This is a genomic window from Streptosporangium sp. G11 (assembly GCF_051192615.1).
GTDB lineage: Bacteria > Actinomycetota > Actinomycetes > Streptosporangiales > Streptosporangiaceae > Streptosporangium.
Window position 1 is genome coordinate 24,455 of the sequence record NZ_JBPJUQ010000070.1, and the last position, 16,741, is coordinate 41,195.

Here is a 16,741-nt window from a genome sequence, read left to right on the forward strand (position 1 = left end):
CGGCCGCGCGACTCCTACCCGCCGTCACCACGGTGATCACGATCTCCGGACACCGCACCGCCGCCCGGCCGCGGAAACGGGCCGGGCGGCGGTGCGACGGCGGACACCCTGGGGCGGCCCTTGCGGCTCTTACGACACGGGCCGCCCCAGGGGCGGGCGCGGAACGGTCACGCAAACGGGGTCAGGAACTCGCGGGGCTTCAGCGCGCGGGACACGATGCGCACGTCGCCGATCCAGCCGTAGTAGCCCTGGCCGTACCGCTGGGCGAACTGCGTACCGCCGATCGCGAACGGCTTGCCCAGCGTCGAGATGCCCTTCGACGGCTGGGCCGGGTTGCGGGCGATCCTCGACCCGTCAATGTAGATCACCGTACGCCGTCCGTCGTTGACGACGGCCAGGTGCATCCAGCGCCCGACCGGCAGCGTGTGGCTCCACGACGTGGGGTCGGCGTCGCGGTCGGTGGGATAGACGACGTACTGCAGGAACCGCTCGGGGGAGAGGTTCAGACTGCAGGTCGGCTCATCCGGCGACCAGCCGCTCGACTTGCCCGCGTCGCCGCTGCGCCCCTCCCAGCTCATGAGACCCATCCAGGCGTGGTCGCCCTCGAACGGCTCGGGAAGCTTGATGAAGGCCTCGATCGTGTAGCCGGACTCGAACTTCATGCTGTTGAGCGGCGCGCCGGGCCCGGTCCTCATGACGGCGCCCCGGTCGGGATTCTTCCCGCCGTCGAAGCGCAGGCTCGCGTGGGCCGGCTGCCCCTCGTGGTGCTCGGCCGACCACTTCAGCACCTCCGCGGCGCTGGCGTGCAGCAGTTCGACGGTCAGGTCGTTGCCACCTCCGGTGAGGTCGCGCGCCACCGCGCCAGAGGCGATCACGCCGCCGTCCGTGCCCGCCCCCTGCAGGCCGGAGGCGTCGAAGCGCCAGTAGGCCACCGTCCCCCTGGGCATGACCGTGCTCGCGGGCCGCGGCGCGGGAAGTACGCGCGGCGCGAAGCCGGCGAACCGTTCGTCGAAGTCGATCTCAAGGCTGAAACGGTCGGCCGGACCGGTCAGTTCGAGGTGCTCCGCCTCCAGCGGCGTCCGGTCCTCCGGGTCCCGATCGAGGAGCCAGGGCGAGAGCGTCTCGATGTCGATCACGTTGCGTACGAGGTCGAACGAGTAGAGGCGGACCATCCCGGCCCCGCCGTAGTAGCGGTCCTGGTAGTTCGTGATGTGGACGTGCACGTCGTGGCCCGCGTCGTTCTTCAGAACGGTGCGTCCCGGCGGCCAGTAGTGGCCGTTGAGGGTGAGGAAGATCTGGTCGTTGCGCCGGATCAGCCGGTCCCAGAGCTGCTGGCCGTAACCAGACAGGTACGCCTTCCCCTCCCCGTCGGCCCAGGCGAGGTCGTGCGTGGTGAGGATGACGGGCAGCTTCGTGTTGGCGTCGATGACGCCCTGCGCCCACTGGTATCCCTTGTCGGAGATCCGCCAGTCGAGCGCCAGCACCAGCCAGTCACGATTCGCGGCGCGCAGCACGTGGTAGCTGTTGTAGCCGTCAGGGGAGGCTCCGCGGAAAGTGGGCATCCTGGCGAACCGGGCCGGGCCGAAGGTGCGCAGGTACGCGCTGTCGCCCCGCTGGTCGTCGGCGGACTGGATGTCGTGGTTGCCGGCGAGCACGCTGTAGGGCACCTTGCCGTCGATCGTGCGGAACGCGTCGCTCGCGAGTTTGATCTCGTCCTCGGTACCGTGCTCCGTGACGTCACCGAGGTGGGTCATGAAGGCGACGTTCCGGGCCTCGCGCTGCTCTCCCAGGTAACGGAAGGTCGCCCGCAGCGGAGTCGGGTCCGAGCTGTCCGCGTCGAAGAGATACTGCGTGTCCGGCAGCACACCGATCGTGAAACGGGGGTCCTCGTCATCGAAACGACCGGAGCCTCCGCCGATGGCGGCACTCGCGGGCGCCGCGCCCAACATGGTGGTCGAGGCGGCAGCGGCCACGGCGGGCGCGGTCAGCGCCGCCTGCAGCAGGGTTCGGCGCCCGACGCGAGGCTTGGGGGCGTCTTGCATGTGCTTCTCCAAAGGTTCGCGGCACCACGTGATTCGACAGATTCACGGCACCGCGTAGCACCGTGCTGGCCGCATATGGCGTCGCGGTGGCAGGCGCAGAAACACCCCCCGCCCACGGGGATAACCTTTGAAGATCGAGTGAATGTCGGGCCGGGGACGCTCGAGAAAACTTCCCTCAGCCCTCGCGGAAGTGCTCGATGTCGGCGAGCACCACCTGAATGATCGTCACGGCCGCCGTCGTGGCGGCGGCGCGACTGAGCATGCACAGATCGATGAGCAGCTGACGGACTCTACTGCGAAGAGCCTTCTGCAGAAACGCGTTCTGCGCGAAATGCGGAGGACGCACCTCGTCGCGGATGAGAAGGACGAGCTCCCTCGTCACGGTGACCGCGAGACCCGGTTCGCTCCCGCCTCGCACATCGTCCGCTGGTACCGCCAGGTGAGTGAGCCCTGGCTGCTCAGGCGCGTGGCGCCGTGGGCGGAGGTGCTGGGGGTCACGGTCGCCGGACTCCGGGTGCTCTCGCTCGGCTGCCGCTGGGGCTCCTGCTCCCCCACGGGCCACGTCGACATCCACCGGGCCACCATGCGGCTCCCCCCGGACCTGGTCGACTACGTACTGGTGCACGAGCTGGCCCACCTGAAGCGTCCGGACCACTCCGCCGAGTTCTGGCGGATCGTCGAGCGGGCACTGTCCGGCCACCTGGAGAGCCGGGAGCGCCTGAGGCGCCTCGGTCCCGACCTCTGGCTGCCTTGAGCATCCGTCCCGCGCGGAAACGATGCCGGAAACAGAAAAACCGGGGTGCGCGGGACGGGAACGCCCTCGGTAGCCGTTCCCGTCCCGCACACCCCGGCGGGCCGGTTTAGTAGTAACCGGTGCCCGTGATGGCCGCCGGCTGGTTGCCCATGTTCTTCACCCGGTAGCGGATGCACTGGGCGGGCGGGGTGGTGCTGGCGGCGACGTACGCGGCGTGGTCGTTGGCGGCGATCGGCACCGTCCCGATGTACCTGCCGCGGCAGTTACCGATCTTGACCTTGACGGGAACTCTGTTCTCGTCAAGCTTGACCAGCACGTTCCCGTTGTACTGGGTCCCGGGAACGAGCTCGGGCGTGAGGAACACCTCCTCGCCGGGCTGGATCCTCGCGGCCAGGTTGACGTCGTCGGCTTGGGCGGGGGTGCCCGTCAGGGCGACGGCTCCGGCGGCTGCCAGGACCAACATCGAGGACAGGGCGCGCATCGAACGTCACTCTCCTTATTCGTCTCTGCCGACCCGTCCCTGCGGGCCGGACGTGGAGACACTACGGAGAGTGACGCATGGGAGGGATAACGAGGCGGAAGGTTCTCGGTAAAACCCCGGGAGCGCCGGTTTCGGTTACCGGACACCCCGCGCCATCGGCGGCCAGAGTGCCGCCAATGCCGTCGCCGTGGGTGATCGCCGCGGATCGGGCACCGACGAGGGCCATCTGCGGAGGGCGCGCGGAGCCGGTGCCGTCGTCGCGCCGGGCGAAGCGGGGTCGGGGCCGGGCTCGGCTATCGGGTGAGGAGCTTCTGGGCCTCGACGATCAGGTCGATGTGGAGGCTGAGCTTGAGGCCGTAGTAGACGATGACGGTGGCGGTCATCGCGGCGGCGAGGACGACCAGGATCTTGACGGTCCAGCCCCGGCGGCCCAGCCAGGCCGTCCAGGCCGACAGGGTCCGCTTGCCGAACTCCAGCAGCCGGTGGGCCCAGTGGAACTCGGTGGCCAGCACCGCCAGCCCCGCGAAGACGACCAGCCAGCCGGGACCGGGGAAGGGCACCATGATCAGGCCGCCGATGACCAGCACGGCACCGATGACACCGATGACGATCTTCAAGGTGAGGCGGCCCGCGCGGGTGGACCTGACGCCGTCGAGCCAGCCGTGAACGCCGGACCGCTCGGCCGCCGCGTCCTTCAGCGCGTCGGCGTCGCCCGTCTCTCCCCACGTCTCACCCCGGACGCCGGCGTCGTCCTCGCCCCGCGCTCCGGAGGCGCCGGTCTCAGACGACCGTCCGGTCGCGCCGTGAGGCTCGCGCACCCCATCTGAGATCGTCATGTTCTCCCCAGGACAGTCGGTTTCTTCCACAATAGGCTCTGCCGGGCGCCCCGGCCCCGCCGAGGCGCCCAGATCATCCTCAAGGCGGAGGTCCGGGGGCCCCTGGGGGGATGTCACGAACTCACCGGGACGGTCCCGCCGCGCCCGTTCGGGGCGCGGCGGGACCGTGCGGGCCCGGGGTGTCCCGCGGTTCTCGCGGGACACCCCGGGCCGCCGGTGCGGCGGGCCGTCCGGCCCCCCGGCCTTGACGGCCTGCCGCACCGGCGGATTCCCTTCTTCGGCCCCCGCTCCGGCCCCAGGGCGGGGCCGGGAACGAGACAGCCGGGGCGAGGTGCCCGTCCGCCGTCAGGAGGTGGTGCAGGTGACGGTGGAGGGGACGCCGTTGGTGCCGGTCCAGGAGGCGCCGAAGCCGAACGCCGTGGAGGCCCCGGCGGCCAGGTTGCCGTTCCAGCCCGCGTTCCGCACGGTGACGTCGGCACCGCTCTGGGTGTGGGTGCCGCTCCAGAGCTGGGTGATCGTCTGGCCGTTCGGGAACGACCACCTGACCGTCCAGCCGGTGATCGCCGAGGTTCCGGCGTTCCGCACCGTCACCTCGCCCTGGAAGCCGCCCGGCCAGGAGTTGGACACCCGGTAGGCCGCGGTGCAGCCGCCGCCGACGGGACCGGTGAGGGTCCTGAAGGTCACCGGGCCGGAGGCGGTGGAGCTGTTCCCGGCGCCGTCGCGGGCGATCACGTAGAAGGTGTACGAGGTGTCGGGGGTCAGCCCGGTGAGCGCGAACGACGCCGAGGTGGGCGAGCCGACCTTGACGTCCGTCGTCCCCGCCTCGCGGTAGACGTCGTAGCCGCTGACCCCGACGGCGTCCGTCGAGGCCGTCCAGGCCAGCGTCGCCCCCGACGAGGTGATCGCCGAGGCGGCCGGGGTGCCCGGCGTGGTCGGCGGCACGGTGTCGGGGGGCGGGACGGTCCCGCCGTTGTCGGCGTACAGGATGCCGCGGCCGTTGGTGCCGAGGTAGACGCGGCCGTAGACGCGCGGGTCGCCGGTGACGGCCTCGCCCGCGTTGCCGTACCGGTGCTTGTCGTCATTGATCCTGACCCAGCTCGCGCCGGTGTCGTCGGAGCGGAAGACGCCGGTCACGCCGCCGATCGTGGCGACGGCGTACAGCGCCTGGTAGCCGCCGGTGGAGGCGGACTTGCCGAAGCCGATGTTGACGGCGCTCGTGACGCCGGACAGCTTGGTGAAGGAGGCGCCGCCGTTGGTGGAGCGCCAGAGGCCCGAGGCGGCGCCCGTGTCACTGGGGGGCCCGGCCAGCCAGATGTCGCCCTCGCGGCCGGGTACGGCCTTGAACTTGACGTTGCCCTCGGCGGGCAGCCCGGTCGCGGCGGTGGCCGTGAAGGAGGCGCCGCCGTTGGTGCTGGCGTAGAACCTCCCGGCGCTGAAGCCGTAGAACTTACTGGAGTTCACCCGGTCGGACTCGACCACGGCGCCCGTCGGGAGTCCGGTGGAGGCGGTCCAGGAGTTGCCGTAGCCGACCGAGTAGTGCACGCCCACGCCCTTGGGCGCCCAGACGAACCGGGAGCCGTCGGCCGCCGCGGCGATCGTGCCGCCCTCGTTGATCCCGCTGGGCTCGCCGCCCTGGAACCAGTTGGCGCCGCCGTCGGTGGAGAACGCGGCGTGGCTGTCGTTCGGCCGGTCGGCGTCGGTGAAGTTGCCCGCGCGGACCATGACGGCCGGGTTGGTCTCGGCGTAGTCGAGGCTGGTCGTCGAGGTGAAGGTCGGCGAGGTGAACATCATGGGCGGTACGGCGTCGAGGTTGGTGTGCCGGAAGCCGCCGATGTCGCCCAGGCCGCTGACCAGCGGGGCGCCGGACGGCGGGCTGATCAGGTCGAGGACGGCGGTCTCCTCGAGTCCCTTGACCATGGGCTTGATGGTGAGCTGGCCGCCGGTGTCCCACTTCTTGAGGTCCTCGGTGCCGTAGAGGGTGGCGCCGGTGCCGTACATCATGCGGTTGCCGTCGAACGGGTCGATCTCCAGCGACTCCGTCATCCAGCCGAGCTTGGGCGTCGTCTCGGGTGGCTGCGGGTTGGCCCCGAAGGTCAGCCACGGCGAGGAGGAGATGTCCATCGTGTAGCGGAAGCTGCGGTTCGGGTAGGAGGTGAAGTCCCAGATGCGGGTCCAGGTCGCGCCGGAGTCGGTGGACCTGAAGAAGATCACGTCCGGCCACCAGGAGATCTGGGTGGCGACCATGATCGTGCCGGGGTTCTGCCGGTCGATCGTGAGACCGCTGTAGCCGAAGTAGTCGTCGGCCGAGCTGGAGGGGACCGGGCTGATCTGGGTCCAGGCCCCGGTGGTGGTGTTGAGCTTCCACACGTCGCCCTTGGCGCCGTCGTACGGGCCGCCGGTGTCGCTGGTGGCGATGTAGAGCGTGCGGTTGACGTGGTCGAGCACGCCCTTGTGCGCGATGTAGCCGGTGGGCTGCCCTGCGACCCTGCTCCAGGTGGTCCCGCCGTCCGAGGAGCTGTAGACGGTGTTCTCCTTGTCCGCGACGCCCACGTAGATCTTCTGCGTCGTGTTCCCCGCGGTCGCCGAGGTCGGGTCGAAGGTCACCCAGACCACGCCGGGACGGTGGCTGAGGTAGCCGTTGGGGTCGGAGGGGTCCTGCGCGTAGTTGCCGGGGTTAGGGAAGCTCGCGACCTTGGCCCAGGTCACGCCCTTGTCGGTGCTGCGCCACAGGCCGTTGCCGTCGGGCGCGCCGAGGTAGACGACGCTGTTCCTGTTGGGGTCGACGGCCAGCCGCTCGCCCATCCCCCGGCCCGGCATGTTGCCGCCGAGTTTGAACGGCAGCGGCGTCGCCTGCCAGGTCGCCCCCTTGTCGGCGGAGCGCAGGATGGCCCCGTTGTTGGGGTCCCAGCTGTTGGTGTACATCCCGGCCGCGACGTAGACGCGGTTGGTCTCCACCGGGTCGGCGGCCAGGCTGACCACGCCGTTGTACCCCCACCTGTCCCAGCCCACCCAGTCGAGCAGCGGGGTCCAGCTCTTGCTCGCCTGCTCCCAGCGATAGGCGCCGCCGATGTCGGTGCGGGCGTAGATCAGGTTTCTCTCGGTCTGGTTGAAGACGATCCCCGGCACGAACCCGCCGCCGTCGATCCTGACGTTCTTCCACTCGTACGTTTCGGCGGCGGCCACGGAACCGGTCCCGGTCGCCGCGGTCCCCGCCCCGGTCGCGGTCGCGGTCGCGGTCCGGGACGCGGACGCGGACGCCTGGGCGCTCCCACCCCCGACGGCCGCGCCCGCCGACGCGCATGCCACCGCCACGGCGGTGAGCACGCTGAACAGCCTTCTTCGCATGTACGGCTTCCCTTCGCAACGCAACGGACAAACCGCCATGCACGATCAGGTGACGGGACCCTGACCTTCGACCGCCCATGATGCGCGTGCATGAACGCCCAGAGGTTCACATGCCGGACCCCGGGTCGTCAATAGTTTGAATAGACAACTAACAAACCTGTGGCGGATCACAGCGAGAACCCCGGGTGCCGCCGCGGATGGGCCCGCGTCCCGCCGCCGCCCCGTACCCACGACCCCGGGCCGGGACGTGGAGCGGCCTCGCCTACCCCACCTCGCAGGGAGCGCAGTTCTCCCGGGGAGGGAGCATCAGGCGCGAGCCGGGGCCCCTCGCGGCGGCCACGTCGTCGGGGTTGGCCAGCGCGCAGCGGTCCAGCGAGAGGCAGCCGCAGGCGATGCAGTCGGTCAGGCCGTGCCGGAGCCGCTCGAGCTGCTTGATGCGGTCGTCGAGCTCGTACTGCCACAGCGTCGAGAGCCTCGCCCAGTCCTCCCTGGTGGGGGTCCGCTCGTCGGGGAGGGCGGACAGCGCCTCCTGGATCGCCTTGAGCGGGATCCCGACACGCTGGGAGACCCTGATGAAGGCGATCCTGCGGAGCGTGTCGCGAGGGAAACGACGCTGGTTGCCCGCGGTGCGGCGGCTGCGGATCAGGCCCTTGGCCTCGTAGAAGTGCAGGGCGGAGACCGCGACCCCGCTGCGCGAGGAGAGCTGGCCGACGGTCATCTCCGGATTGTTGGGCATGCGCCAGTCTAACTTGACCTCAATCATTATTGAGGTTACAGAGTGGGGGTATGACATTCACGGAGGCGGAGCTCGCCTATCTCGAAGGACAGCGTCTGGGCCGCCTGGCCACGACGGGCCCCGGCGGCTCCCTGCAGAACAGCCCGACCGGTTTCCGCGTCGACACCGAGACCGGCGTCGTCGACATCTACGGCCGCGCGATGGGCACCACCAGGAAGTTCCACAACGTCCGGACGAACCCGCAGGTGGCCTTCGTGGTGGACGACGTCGCCTCCACCGACCCCTGGCGGGTCAGGGGCGTGGAGATCCGCGGCGAGGCCGAGGCCGTCGAGGACCACGAGCCGCCCTCCCCGTACTTCAGCCGGCAGATCATCCGCATCCATCCCCGGCGGATCATCTCCTGGGGCGTCGACCCCGCCCAGGAGGGCATGAAGGGCCGCGACGTCTGACCTCCCGCCTCCCAAGGGGGGCCTCCCTGCCGGGAGAACCGATCAGGTAAGAATGGCGCATGACGAGAACACTGGTGCTGGGTGGCGGAGGCGTGGCGGGCATCGCCTGGGAGGCGGGGATCATCACCGGTCTGCGCCGGGCGGGCATCGAGCTGGGAGAGGCGGAGCTGGTCATCGGCACCTCCGCCGGGTCGGTGGTCGGGACGCTCGTCGCCACCGAGGTCGACCTGGAGAGCTCGGTCGGTGTCCAGGCGGACACGGAGGTCGCGACCGTCTCCGCCGTCGACATGGAGCCGGTCATGGCCGCCTTCGCCCTGCTCTACGACCCCTCCCTCGACCCCCGGGAGGCCCGGCGCCGGGTCGGCGAGATGGCCCTGGCGGTGAAGGACACCGGCGCCAGGATCGAGACGATCGGCGACCGGCTGCCCATCAAGGAGTGGCCGGAGCGCCGCCTGCTGATCACCGCCGTCGACGCCGGGACCGGCGAGTTCGTGGTCTGGGAGCGCGGCTCGGGGGCGCCGCTGGTGTCGGCGGTCGCCTCCAGCTGCGCGGTCCCGTGCGTGTTCCCGCCGGTGGAGATCGGCGGGCGCCGCTACATGGACGGCGGCGTCCGCTCGCCGACGAACGCCGACCTGGCGGCGGGCAGCTCCGCCGTGGTTGTCCTGGAACCGCTGGCGCACGTCTCGCCGAGGGCCCGTTTCGAGGCCGAGATCGCCGAGCTGGGTGACGCCACGATCGCCCACATCGTCCCCGACGAGGCGTCGGTCGCCGTGTTCGGCGCCAACGTCCTCGACCCGGCCCTGTGGCGCCCCGCCTTCCAGGCCGGTCTCGCCCAGGCGCCCGCCGTCGAGGAGATCGCGGCCAAGGCCTGGAAGGACTGAGACCGGCATGGGCGAAAGGCGGGCCCGCGACGGGGGCCCCGGCGAGGTTCCCGGCGAGGCCCGCGACGGGGTCCGCGACGGGACCCACGGCGATGTCCCCGGTGAGACCTCCGGTGGAGGGGGCTCCGGCGGGGTGGCGCCGCTGTGGGTGGTGAGCGGGCCGCCGGGAGCGGGGAAGTCGACCGTGGCGGCGGCGCTGCTGGCGCTGCTCGACCCGGTGCCCGCGCTCCTCGACAAGGACACCGTCTACGGCGGCTTCGTCGCGGCCACCCTCCGCGCCCACGGCCGCGACGCCGGGGAGCGTGAGGGCCCCTGGTACGACGAGAACATCAAGCGCCACGAATACCACGGGCTGACCGAGATCGCCCGGCAGGTTCGCTCCCACGGCTGCCCGGTGATGCTGGAAGGCCCCTTCACCACCCAGGTGCACGACGCGGCGGTGTGGGAGCGCTGGGTCGGGGACCTGGGCGGGCCGCCCGTACACCTGCTCTGGGTCCGCTCGGACGGCCCGGCGCTGCGATCCCGGCTGGAGGCCAGGGGGCTCGCGAGGGACGCGGGCAAGCTCGGCCGCTTCGAGGACTACCTGCGGGCCATCAGGGTGGACGAACCGCCCGTCGTGCCCCACGACGAGATCGACAACCGCCCCGGCGCCCCCTCGCTCACGTCACAGCTGGGAAGGCTCGTCACCTCCCGGGGCACCACCCGCGCCTAGCGTCTCCGCGCACGACTCCACGCGTGGCTCCATGCGCGACTCCGCGTACGACCCCACGCGTGGCTCCGCGAACGCCCCGCGAGCGGCGGGGGCGTCGCCTCAGGGGACCTGGAAGCGGTCGTCCCTGGCGTCGGTGATCGCCATGTGGCCGGGGAGGTGGCCGATGGCGAAGGACACCCCGCTCGCCATGACGGCCGCCTGCGGCGTCACCCCGCAGGCCCAGAAGACCGGGACCTCTCCCGCCCGTATCTCGACGGAGGCGCCGAAGTCGGGCACGCCCAGGTCGGCGATCCCGATCTCGCCGGGATCGCCGACGTGGATCGGCGCGCCGTGCACGGCCGGGTATCTCGCGCTCACCCGTACGGCGGTCGAGACCAGCGAGGCCGGGACCGGGCGCATCGAGACGACCAGCGGGCCGCTCAGCGATCCCGCGGGACGGCAGGCGATCGAGGTGAGGTACATCGGCACGTTCGTCCCCGTCTCGATGTGCCGCACCGGGACACCGGCCCTCAGCAGCGCGTCCTCGAAGGTGAAGCTGCACCCCAGCAGGAAGGCGACCAGGTCGTCGCGCCAGACGTCGCGGGCGTCGCCGACGTCGGCCACTGCCCTGCCGTCCTCGTAGACGCGGTAGGCGGGCAGGTCGGTGCGGAGGTCGCCGCCGAACAGGACCGTGCTCACCGCGCCGGGGTCGCCGACGTCCAGGACGGGGCAGGCGACGGGGTTGCGCTGGGAGAACAGGAGCAGATCGTAGGCGAGCGCGCGGGGCACCGCCAGCAGGTTGGCCTGGGTCCAGCCCCTGCACCACCCGGCGGTGGGCGTCCGCAGCCCTTCCCTGAAGTGGCTCCGGGCCAGCGCGGGGGTGAGCGCCGCTACGTCCATCGGCGGATCATAACCCCGCTCCCGTCTCCCGCCCAGTGTCCCCCGCCCGCACGGGGAATAGCGGGCGCTGGATATCGGTGGTCCCGGCGACCGAAACATCGGCGAAACCCGACTCCCAGGGAGTCTCGGATGTCGGACACCGCTGCCGGGCCACGGCCGGGGAGGGGGAGGGCTCTCTAGATGAGACAGCCGGCAAAGCACTATCGGCTGCCCGTAAATGCCCTAAATATGGACCCTCAATTCTTTTTGGAACGATTCGACAAAATTGAGTCATATTTCATGACATGTTTGCATTGCGGGTATAACGTCCCGGCCTTACGTTCCCGGTATGGATCTCGAGCTCCGACACCTCAAGATCGTGCGCGCGGTGGCACAGGCCGGCAGCGTCACCAAGGCCGCCACCCACCTCGGATTGGCCCAACCCGCGCTGACGGCGCAGCTCAAACGGATAGAGCGGGTTCTCGGGGGAGCTCTTTTCGAACGCGACCACAACGGTGCCAGGCCCACGCCCCTGGGGCAGCTGGTCCTGTCACGTGCGATGGTGCTGCTGCCCGCGGCCCGTGAACTCCAGGAGGAGGCACTTCGATTCGCGAACGCGAACGCCGACATCCCCAGCTACCGGCTGGGCGCCACCAACGGGCCGATACTCGGCGGCCTGATGGACCGTCTCGCCACCGCCTGGCCGTCCACCCCGGTGAGCACCCACACCTCCTGGTCCGCGAGGGAGCTCACCACCATGGTGATGCTGGGCCGGATCGACTTCGCGTTCATCGGTGCCTGCGGGGAGAGCCCGCCACCGGTGGAGGGGCCCGTGGTGTGGGCGACCGTGGGGACCGACCCGGTCTTCGTGCTGCTCAACGAGGACCATCCGCTGGTGGACAGGAAGGAGGTGGAGCTCGCGGAGCTGGCCGACGAGCAGTGGACGGTCACCCCTGGCGACAGCTGCTTCGGCGACTGCTTCGCCACGGCCTGCGCCCGCGCCGGTTTCACCCCCAAGACCATCTACGAGACCGACGTGGCCACCTGCATGCATCTGGCCAAGGTCGGCCGCGCCGCCGCGCTGTGCCAGGCGACCTTCCAGCCCGCCGAGGGGCTGAAACTGGTGCCGCTCGCGGGAGCTCCGCTGCGCTGGCGGCAGCTGCTCGGCTGGCATCCCGAGGCGTCCAGCGCCGCGGTCGCGACGTCGATCTTCGAGCACGCGAAGGCCGCGCATTCCGACGCGGTCGGGCGGAGCAGACGGTACGCCGCGTGGCTGGCCGAGAATCCCGGGCTGGGCACCTCTCCATAACGTGACGGTAGGGGACATTCGGTAGAGGCGCGCCTCATGTGCACACCGTTACCTTGACGGCACCCCCCACATGAGGAGAGAACCCATGCTCCGCAGAAGTGCCGTGACAGCGGGTTTCGCGCTCGCTGTCGCGATGGTGGCCACCCCTGCCACCGCCGCTCACCAGGGACCCGGCGAACCCGCCGCCCCTTACACCCTCGCCGAGGCCCGGACACTGGTGGAGGCCACCGCCAAGCCGTCTCCGGGCCTGGTCGACGCCATCCGGCGCGACCTCGGCGGCACCGGCGAGCAGGCCTCGGCCCGGCTGGTCAACGAGGCCGCCGCCGCCAAGGTCGAACCCGCCCTCCGGGGGCAGCTCGGCACCTCCTTCGCCGGATCCTGGGTGACCGGCCCCACCTCCAACCTCGTGATCGCCACCAGCGACTCCACCAAGGTCGCCTCGCTCGCGAAGTCGGGCGCGGAGGTCAAACTCGTCAAGAACTCCCTGGTCACGCTCGACACGGCCAAGGAGCGGCTCGACCGGCTCGTGGCCTCCGCGCCGAAGTCGATCCCGTCCTGGTACGTCGACGTGCGGAGCAACAGCGTCGTCGTGCTGGCCGGTGACGTCGCCGAGGCTCAGGCGTTCGTGGACGGCAGCGGCGTGGACAGGGCGCTGGTCCGCGTCGAGGCCTCGCAGGAGAAGCCCCAGCCCCTCTACGACGTCCGCGGCGGCGACGCCTTCTACATGGGCGGCCGATGCTCGGTCGGCTTCTCGGTCACCCGCGGCAGCCAGGGCGGCTTCGCCACCGCCGGCCACTGCGGCACGCCGGGCACCGCCACCCAGGGCTACAACCAGGTCGCCCAGGGCACCTTCCAGGGGTCGTCCTTCCCCGGCAACGACTACGCGTGGGTCGCGGTCAACGCCAACTGGACCCCGACCGGCGTGGTGAACGGCTACAGCGCGGGCATCCTTCCGGTGACCGGCTCCACCCAGCAGGTCGTGGGCAGCTCCATCTGCCGCTCCGGCTCCACCACCCAGTACCGCTGCGGCACCATCAGCCAGCACAACACGAGCGTCACCTACCCCGAGGGCACCATCACCGGCCTGACCCGCACCACCGTGTGCGCCGAGCCCGGCGACTCCGGCGGCTCCTACATCTCCGGCAGCCAGGCCCAGGGCGTCACCTCCGGCGGCTCGGGCAACTGCAGCGTCGGCGGCACCACCTACCACCAGCCGATCAACGAGATCCTCTCGGTGTACGGGCTCACCCTGGTGACCAACGGGACCCCGCCGCCCACCGGCTGCAGCGGTTACCAGAACTCCTACACCGGCTCGCTGACGTCCAACGCCAACGCCTACCAGCCCGGCACCTCCGGCTACAGCGCCGCCGCGGGTGTCCACCGCGTCTGCCTGGACGGCCCCAACGGCACCGACTACGACGCCTACCTGCAGAAGCTGAGCGGCTCCACCTGGACGACCGTGGCCAGCGGGACCACCCCCAACCCCGACGAGGCCTTCACCTACACCGGCACCGCGGGCACCTACCGCGTGCGGGTGCACGCCTACAGCGGCTCCGGCTCCTACACCCTCGGCCTGACCAGGCCGTAGGAGTCTCCCGGCCGGACTCGGGCGAGTCCGGCCGGGAACGCGCCGGGCACCGGGCGGTCACGTGCTCCGGGCCGGCCGCGTGAAGGCGCCCCGAGACCAGGCCGGTCCGCCGCCCCCGCGGACCGGCCACCCCCGCCGCCCTCCCCCACGAGCTTGTGCGAGCTCATGGAGGGAGGGCGGCGTCGCCATGCCCGGACGTCGAGAAGAATGGGGGGATGAGCGACCTTCTGACGCTGAGCGAGGGCGCGGTGCTGACGCATCTCGCCACCCGGGCCGAGCTGGCGAGCGAGGTGCTGCCCGCCTCCGACGACCTGCGGCTGTGGGCACGGCTGGCCGACGGCGAGGGGGTGCCGCTGGCGGGCGGCGGCCGGGTACGGACCTCACTCGACACCGGCGAGCCCGTCCTGACCGGGCCGGACGGCTGGCTCGCCGGGGTGGAGCCCGAGCAGGTGGTCGCGCTGCGCCTGCGCGGCGGCACCCTGGAGCTGTCGGTCACCGACCTGGACGACGTCCCGGCCGAGCGGGTGATGCGGGTCGTCCAGGAGTTCGGGGAGCAGTCGCTCGACGCGCTGCGCGCCTTCGCCGAGGGGCTGGAGCCCTCTCCCGGCGTGCCGGTCGACGTCGTGGTCCTGGAGGTGCTGATGAAGGCCCCCGAGACCTTCGCCGACCCGCTGCCCCCGCTGTCCCTTCTGCTGCGCAACGCCTCGCTGGAGCTGCGCGACGGCCGGGTGGGCATCGTGGGCGCGCCGTGGGACACGGCGTCGGTCGCCGACCTGGCGCCGCTGGACATCATCAGGCTGGCCCTGGTGCGCAGCGCGCTGCGGACGTACGGCGAGGGCGCCGACCTCTCCAAGGCCGTCACCTACCTGTCGCGGTCGGAGGCGGTGCTCGCCAGGATCGCCGACGAGGTGGAGCGCGAGCCGCTCGGCCCGGCGCTGGTCGAGGCCCTGCCCCGCACCGAGCCGGCCGCGCTGCTGCTGATCGCGAGGTCGGCCGAGGGCGAGGGCCGCTCGTTCGAGGCGGCCGGGCTGATCTCCGAGGTGCTCTTCCTCTCCCCCGATCTGGCACCGGCCGTGCGCGACGCGGCCGAGTACGCCGCGTGCCGCACCGACCCCGGCGCCCCGCTGCCCGAGCGGGCCGCGCACCTGTTCCGGCAGCTGCTCGCGTACGCCTACCGCCCGGCCCGCCGGCGGCTGATCGAGGACCTGATCGCGCTGAGCGTCCGGGTGGCCGAGCCCGCGCTGGCGGATCTGGCGCTGTTCGAGAACGACATCGTCGGCGAGTTCCTGGACGCGCGGGCCGAGTGGCTGCGCGACGACGAGGTGGAGCTGCTGGGGTCGTGGCGGCGGACACCGCTGCGGCTCTGGGAGGTCCTCGGCGTCTCGGGGAACGAGATCACCGTGGCCGCCGCCGGAGACGAGGGAGAGGGCGGGGCCGCTGAGCGGGTGACGCTGGCCGACGAGTTGCTCTCGGAGCAGGCGCTGCCCGGCGACCTGATGCTGACCAGGGTGCTGAGCGACGGGGCGGGGCCGCACGTGTTCGGCCACCCGTTCAAGGTCGATCCCGCGCGGAGGGAGGAGATGCTCGCCCTGCTCACCGACCCCGTCGACCCCTACGCGGTGGCCGCCTTCTTCAGGCGCCCCCGCCGGGCACCCGGTCTGCTCGGCGCGACCGACGAGGACGCCGGTCGCTGAACGGCTCCGGCGAGGGTGGGGCCCGAGCCCGTCAGAGGGTGCGCAGGAAGGCCAGGCCCGCGGTGGCGAGGGCGTCCTGGGTCTCGGCGAGGGGACGCCAGATCGAGGCGGCCGTGGCGATCGTCCGGTTGTGCGCGGTGAACGACTCGATGCAGAGCGGGCCTCGATAGTCCACGGCGCGCAGGGCGTCGGCGAGGGCGGGCCAGTCCATGTGGTCGGCCCCCGGCGCGCCCCGGTCGTTCGCGCAGACCTGCACGTGCGCGACCAGGTCCCCGGCCCGCCGTACGGCCGCCGCGGGGTCCCGCTCCTCGATGTTCATGTGGTAGACGTCCAGCGCGAGGCCGACCCCCGGGATCCCGCCGACCGCCTCCACGGCCTGCTCGACGGTGTTGATCAGGCTGGTCTCGTAGCGGTTGAGCGGTTCGACGGCGACCGTCACCCCGCGCTCGGCCGCGTACTCGCCGACCGGGGTCAGGTTCTCCCTCAGCTCGGCGTAGCGGGCCTTGCGCTCCTCGTCCGGCATCCGCCAGGTCCGCCCCACCGAGGCGTAGGCGGGTCCGCCGATCACCGGGCTGCCCACCGCCACGGCGGCGTCCACGCACCGCCGCAGGTAGTCCTGGGTGGCGGCGACCGTCCCCGCGTCGGCGCCGACCAGCTCCCTGCCCGGCGGCATGACGAGGACCACCGAGGCCCCCAGCCCGAGGCTCCCCAGCAGTTCGGCCGCCCACGCGGGATCCCAGTCACCGGCCTGCTCCACGGGCAGCTCGATCGTGTCGAACCCCCAGGCGGCCACCTTCGGCGCCAGCCGGGCGAGATCCTCGTCCGTCAGCGGCGAGACCCACACCCACGTGTTGACCCCGATGGGGAACATCGGCAACCCCTTCCCTGAGTTCGGCGCGGGCTCGTCGTGAACCCGTGAACGTACCGGTGGGCTCCGGGCACCACCCGGTGGTGCCCGGAGCCCGGCGGACCGGCCTTACTTGCCGCCCCAGTTGGCGGGGAAGTCCGGCAGCTTCTCGCAGCCGCAGAGCGCGTAGTGCAGCGGCGGCATGTTGG

15 protein-coding genes are annotated in these 16,741 nt (G+C 71.5%); 7 read left to right on the forward strand and 8 right to left on the reverse strand.

The features are described 5' to 3' along the window. Positions 1-167: 167 nt before the first annotated feature. Complete coding sequence (locus ACSDR0_RS39665; RefSeq protein ID WP_435294104.1) at positions 168-2,042, reverse strand: LamG-like jellyroll fold domain-containing protein; 1,875 nt, start codon at positions 2,040-2,042, stop codon at positions 168-170. A gap of 175 nt (positions 2,043-2,217) precedes the next feature. Further along, positions 2,218-2,424: a hypothetical protein gene (locus ACSDR0_RS39670; RefSeq protein ID WP_435294121.1), complete on the reverse strand. Its 207-nt coding sequence runs from the start codon at positions 2,422-2,424 to the stop codon at positions 2,218-2,220. Between ACSDR0_RS39670 and ACSDR0_RS39675 the strand changes: the two genes are divergently transcribed. Then, positions 2,374-2,796: a M48 family metallopeptidase gene (locus ACSDR0_RS39675; protein ID WP_435294105.1), complete on the forward strand. Its 423-nt coding sequence runs from the start codon at positions 2,374-2,376 to the stop codon at positions 2,794-2,796. The genes ACSDR0_RS39670 and ACSDR0_RS39675 overlap by 51 nt on opposite strands. A gap of 106 nt (positions 2,797-2,902) precedes the next feature. Here ACSDR0_RS39675 and ACSDR0_RS39680 read toward each other — a convergent pair whose 3' ends face one another. The 4 genes from ACSDR0_RS39680 to soxR all read right to left on the reverse strand — a co-directional run bounded on the left by ACSDR0_RS39680 (position 2,903) and on the right by soxR (position 8,194). Beyond that, entirely contained in the window at positions 2,903-3,277 is a 375-nt protein-coding gene (locus ACSDR0_RS39680) for a hypothetical protein (RefSeq protein ID WP_435294106.1), read from the reverse strand. Between the two features lie 293 nt (positions 3,278-3,570). Then, positions 3,571-4,113 (reverse strand): TIGR02611 family protein, encoded by a 543-nt coding sequence (locus tag ACSDR0_RS39685; RefSeq protein WP_435294107.1) that lies wholly within the window; start codon positions 4,111-4,113, stop codon positions 3,571-3,573. Positions 4,114-4,458: 345 nt separating this feature from the next. After that, positions 4,459-7,458, reverse strand: coding sequence for a cellulose binding domain-containing protein (locus ACSDR0_RS39690; RefSeq protein ID WP_435294108.1), 3,000 nt, complete (start codon positions 7,456-7,458; stop codon positions 4,459-4,461). A 262-nt stretch (positions 7,459-7,720) separates the two neighbouring features. Then, complete coding sequence (gene soxR, locus ACSDR0_RS39695; protein ID WP_435294109.1) at positions 7,721-8,194, reverse strand: redox-sensitive transcriptional activator SoxR; 474 nt, start codon at positions 8,192-8,194, stop codon at positions 7,721-7,723. Positions 8,195-8,244: 50 nt separating this feature from the next. Here soxR and ACSDR0_RS39700 point away from each other — a divergent pair, with 50 nt between their 5' ends. From ACSDR0_RS39700 to ACSDR0_RS39710, 3 genes are read left to right on the forward strand one after another with little or no spacing between them, the layout of a single operon-like run. Continuing rightward, positions 8,245-8,643 (forward strand): PPOX class F420-dependent oxidoreductase, encoded by a 399-nt coding sequence (locus ACSDR0_RS39700; protein ID WP_435294110.1) that lies wholly within the window; start codon positions 8,245-8,247, stop codon positions 8,641-8,643. A gap of 59 nt (positions 8,644-8,702) precedes the next feature. Further along, complete coding sequence (locus tag ACSDR0_RS39705) at positions 8,703-9,524, forward strand: patatin-like phospholipase family protein (RefSeq protein WP_435294111.1); 822 nt, start codon at positions 8,703-8,705, stop codon at positions 9,522-9,524. 7 nt (positions 9,525-9,531) lie between these two features. Continuing rightward, the gene (locus tag ACSDR0_RS39710; protein ID WP_435294112.1) at positions 9,532-10,236 is read left to right on the forward strand and encodes an AAA family ATPase; all 705 of its coding nucleotides are present in this window, start codon (positions 9,532-9,534) and stop codon (positions 10,234-10,236) included. Positions 10,237-10,335: 99 nt separating this feature from the next. Here ACSDR0_RS39710 and ACSDR0_RS39715 read toward each other — a convergent pair whose 3' ends face one another. After that, a complete protein-coding gene (locus ACSDR0_RS39715; protein WP_435294113.1) occupies positions 10,336-11,115 on the reverse strand; it encodes a putative hydro-lyase in 780 nt (259 codons plus the stop codon). A gap of 328 nt (positions 11,116-11,443) precedes the next feature. On the opposite strand from ACSDR0_RS39715, the gene ACSDR0_RS39720 reads away from it, so the two are divergent. From ACSDR0_RS39720 to ACSDR0_RS39730, 3 genes are all read left to right on the forward strand, one after another. Next, positions 11,444-12,403, forward strand: coding sequence for a LysR substrate-binding domain-containing protein (locus ACSDR0_RS39720; RefSeq protein WP_435294114.1), 960 nt, complete (start codon positions 11,444-11,446; stop codon positions 12,401-12,403). 85 nt (positions 12,404-12,488) lie between these two features. Next, on the forward strand, positions 12,489-13,991 hold the full coding sequence (locus tag ACSDR0_RS39725) for a S1 family peptidase (protein ID WP_435294115.1): 1,503 nt from the start codon (positions 12,489-12,491) through the stop codon (positions 13,989-13,991). Positions 13,992-14,206: 215 nt separating this feature from the next. After that, positions 14,207-15,685, forward strand: a complete 1,479-nt coding sequence (locus tag ACSDR0_RS39730) for a hypothetical protein (protein ID WP_435294116.1) — start codon at positions 14,207-14,209, stop codon at positions 15,683-15,685. Positions 15,686-15,716: 31 nt separating this feature from the next. Here ACSDR0_RS39730 and ACSDR0_RS39735 read toward each other — a convergent pair whose 3' ends face one another. Then, the gene (locus ACSDR0_RS39735; RefSeq protein ID WP_435294117.1) at positions 15,717-16,556 is read right to left on the reverse strand and encodes a sugar phosphate isomerase/epimerase family protein; all 840 of its coding nucleotides are present in this window, start codon (positions 16,554-16,556) and stop codon (positions 15,717-15,719) included. Between the last annotated feature and the right edge of the window lie 185 nt (positions 16,557-16,741).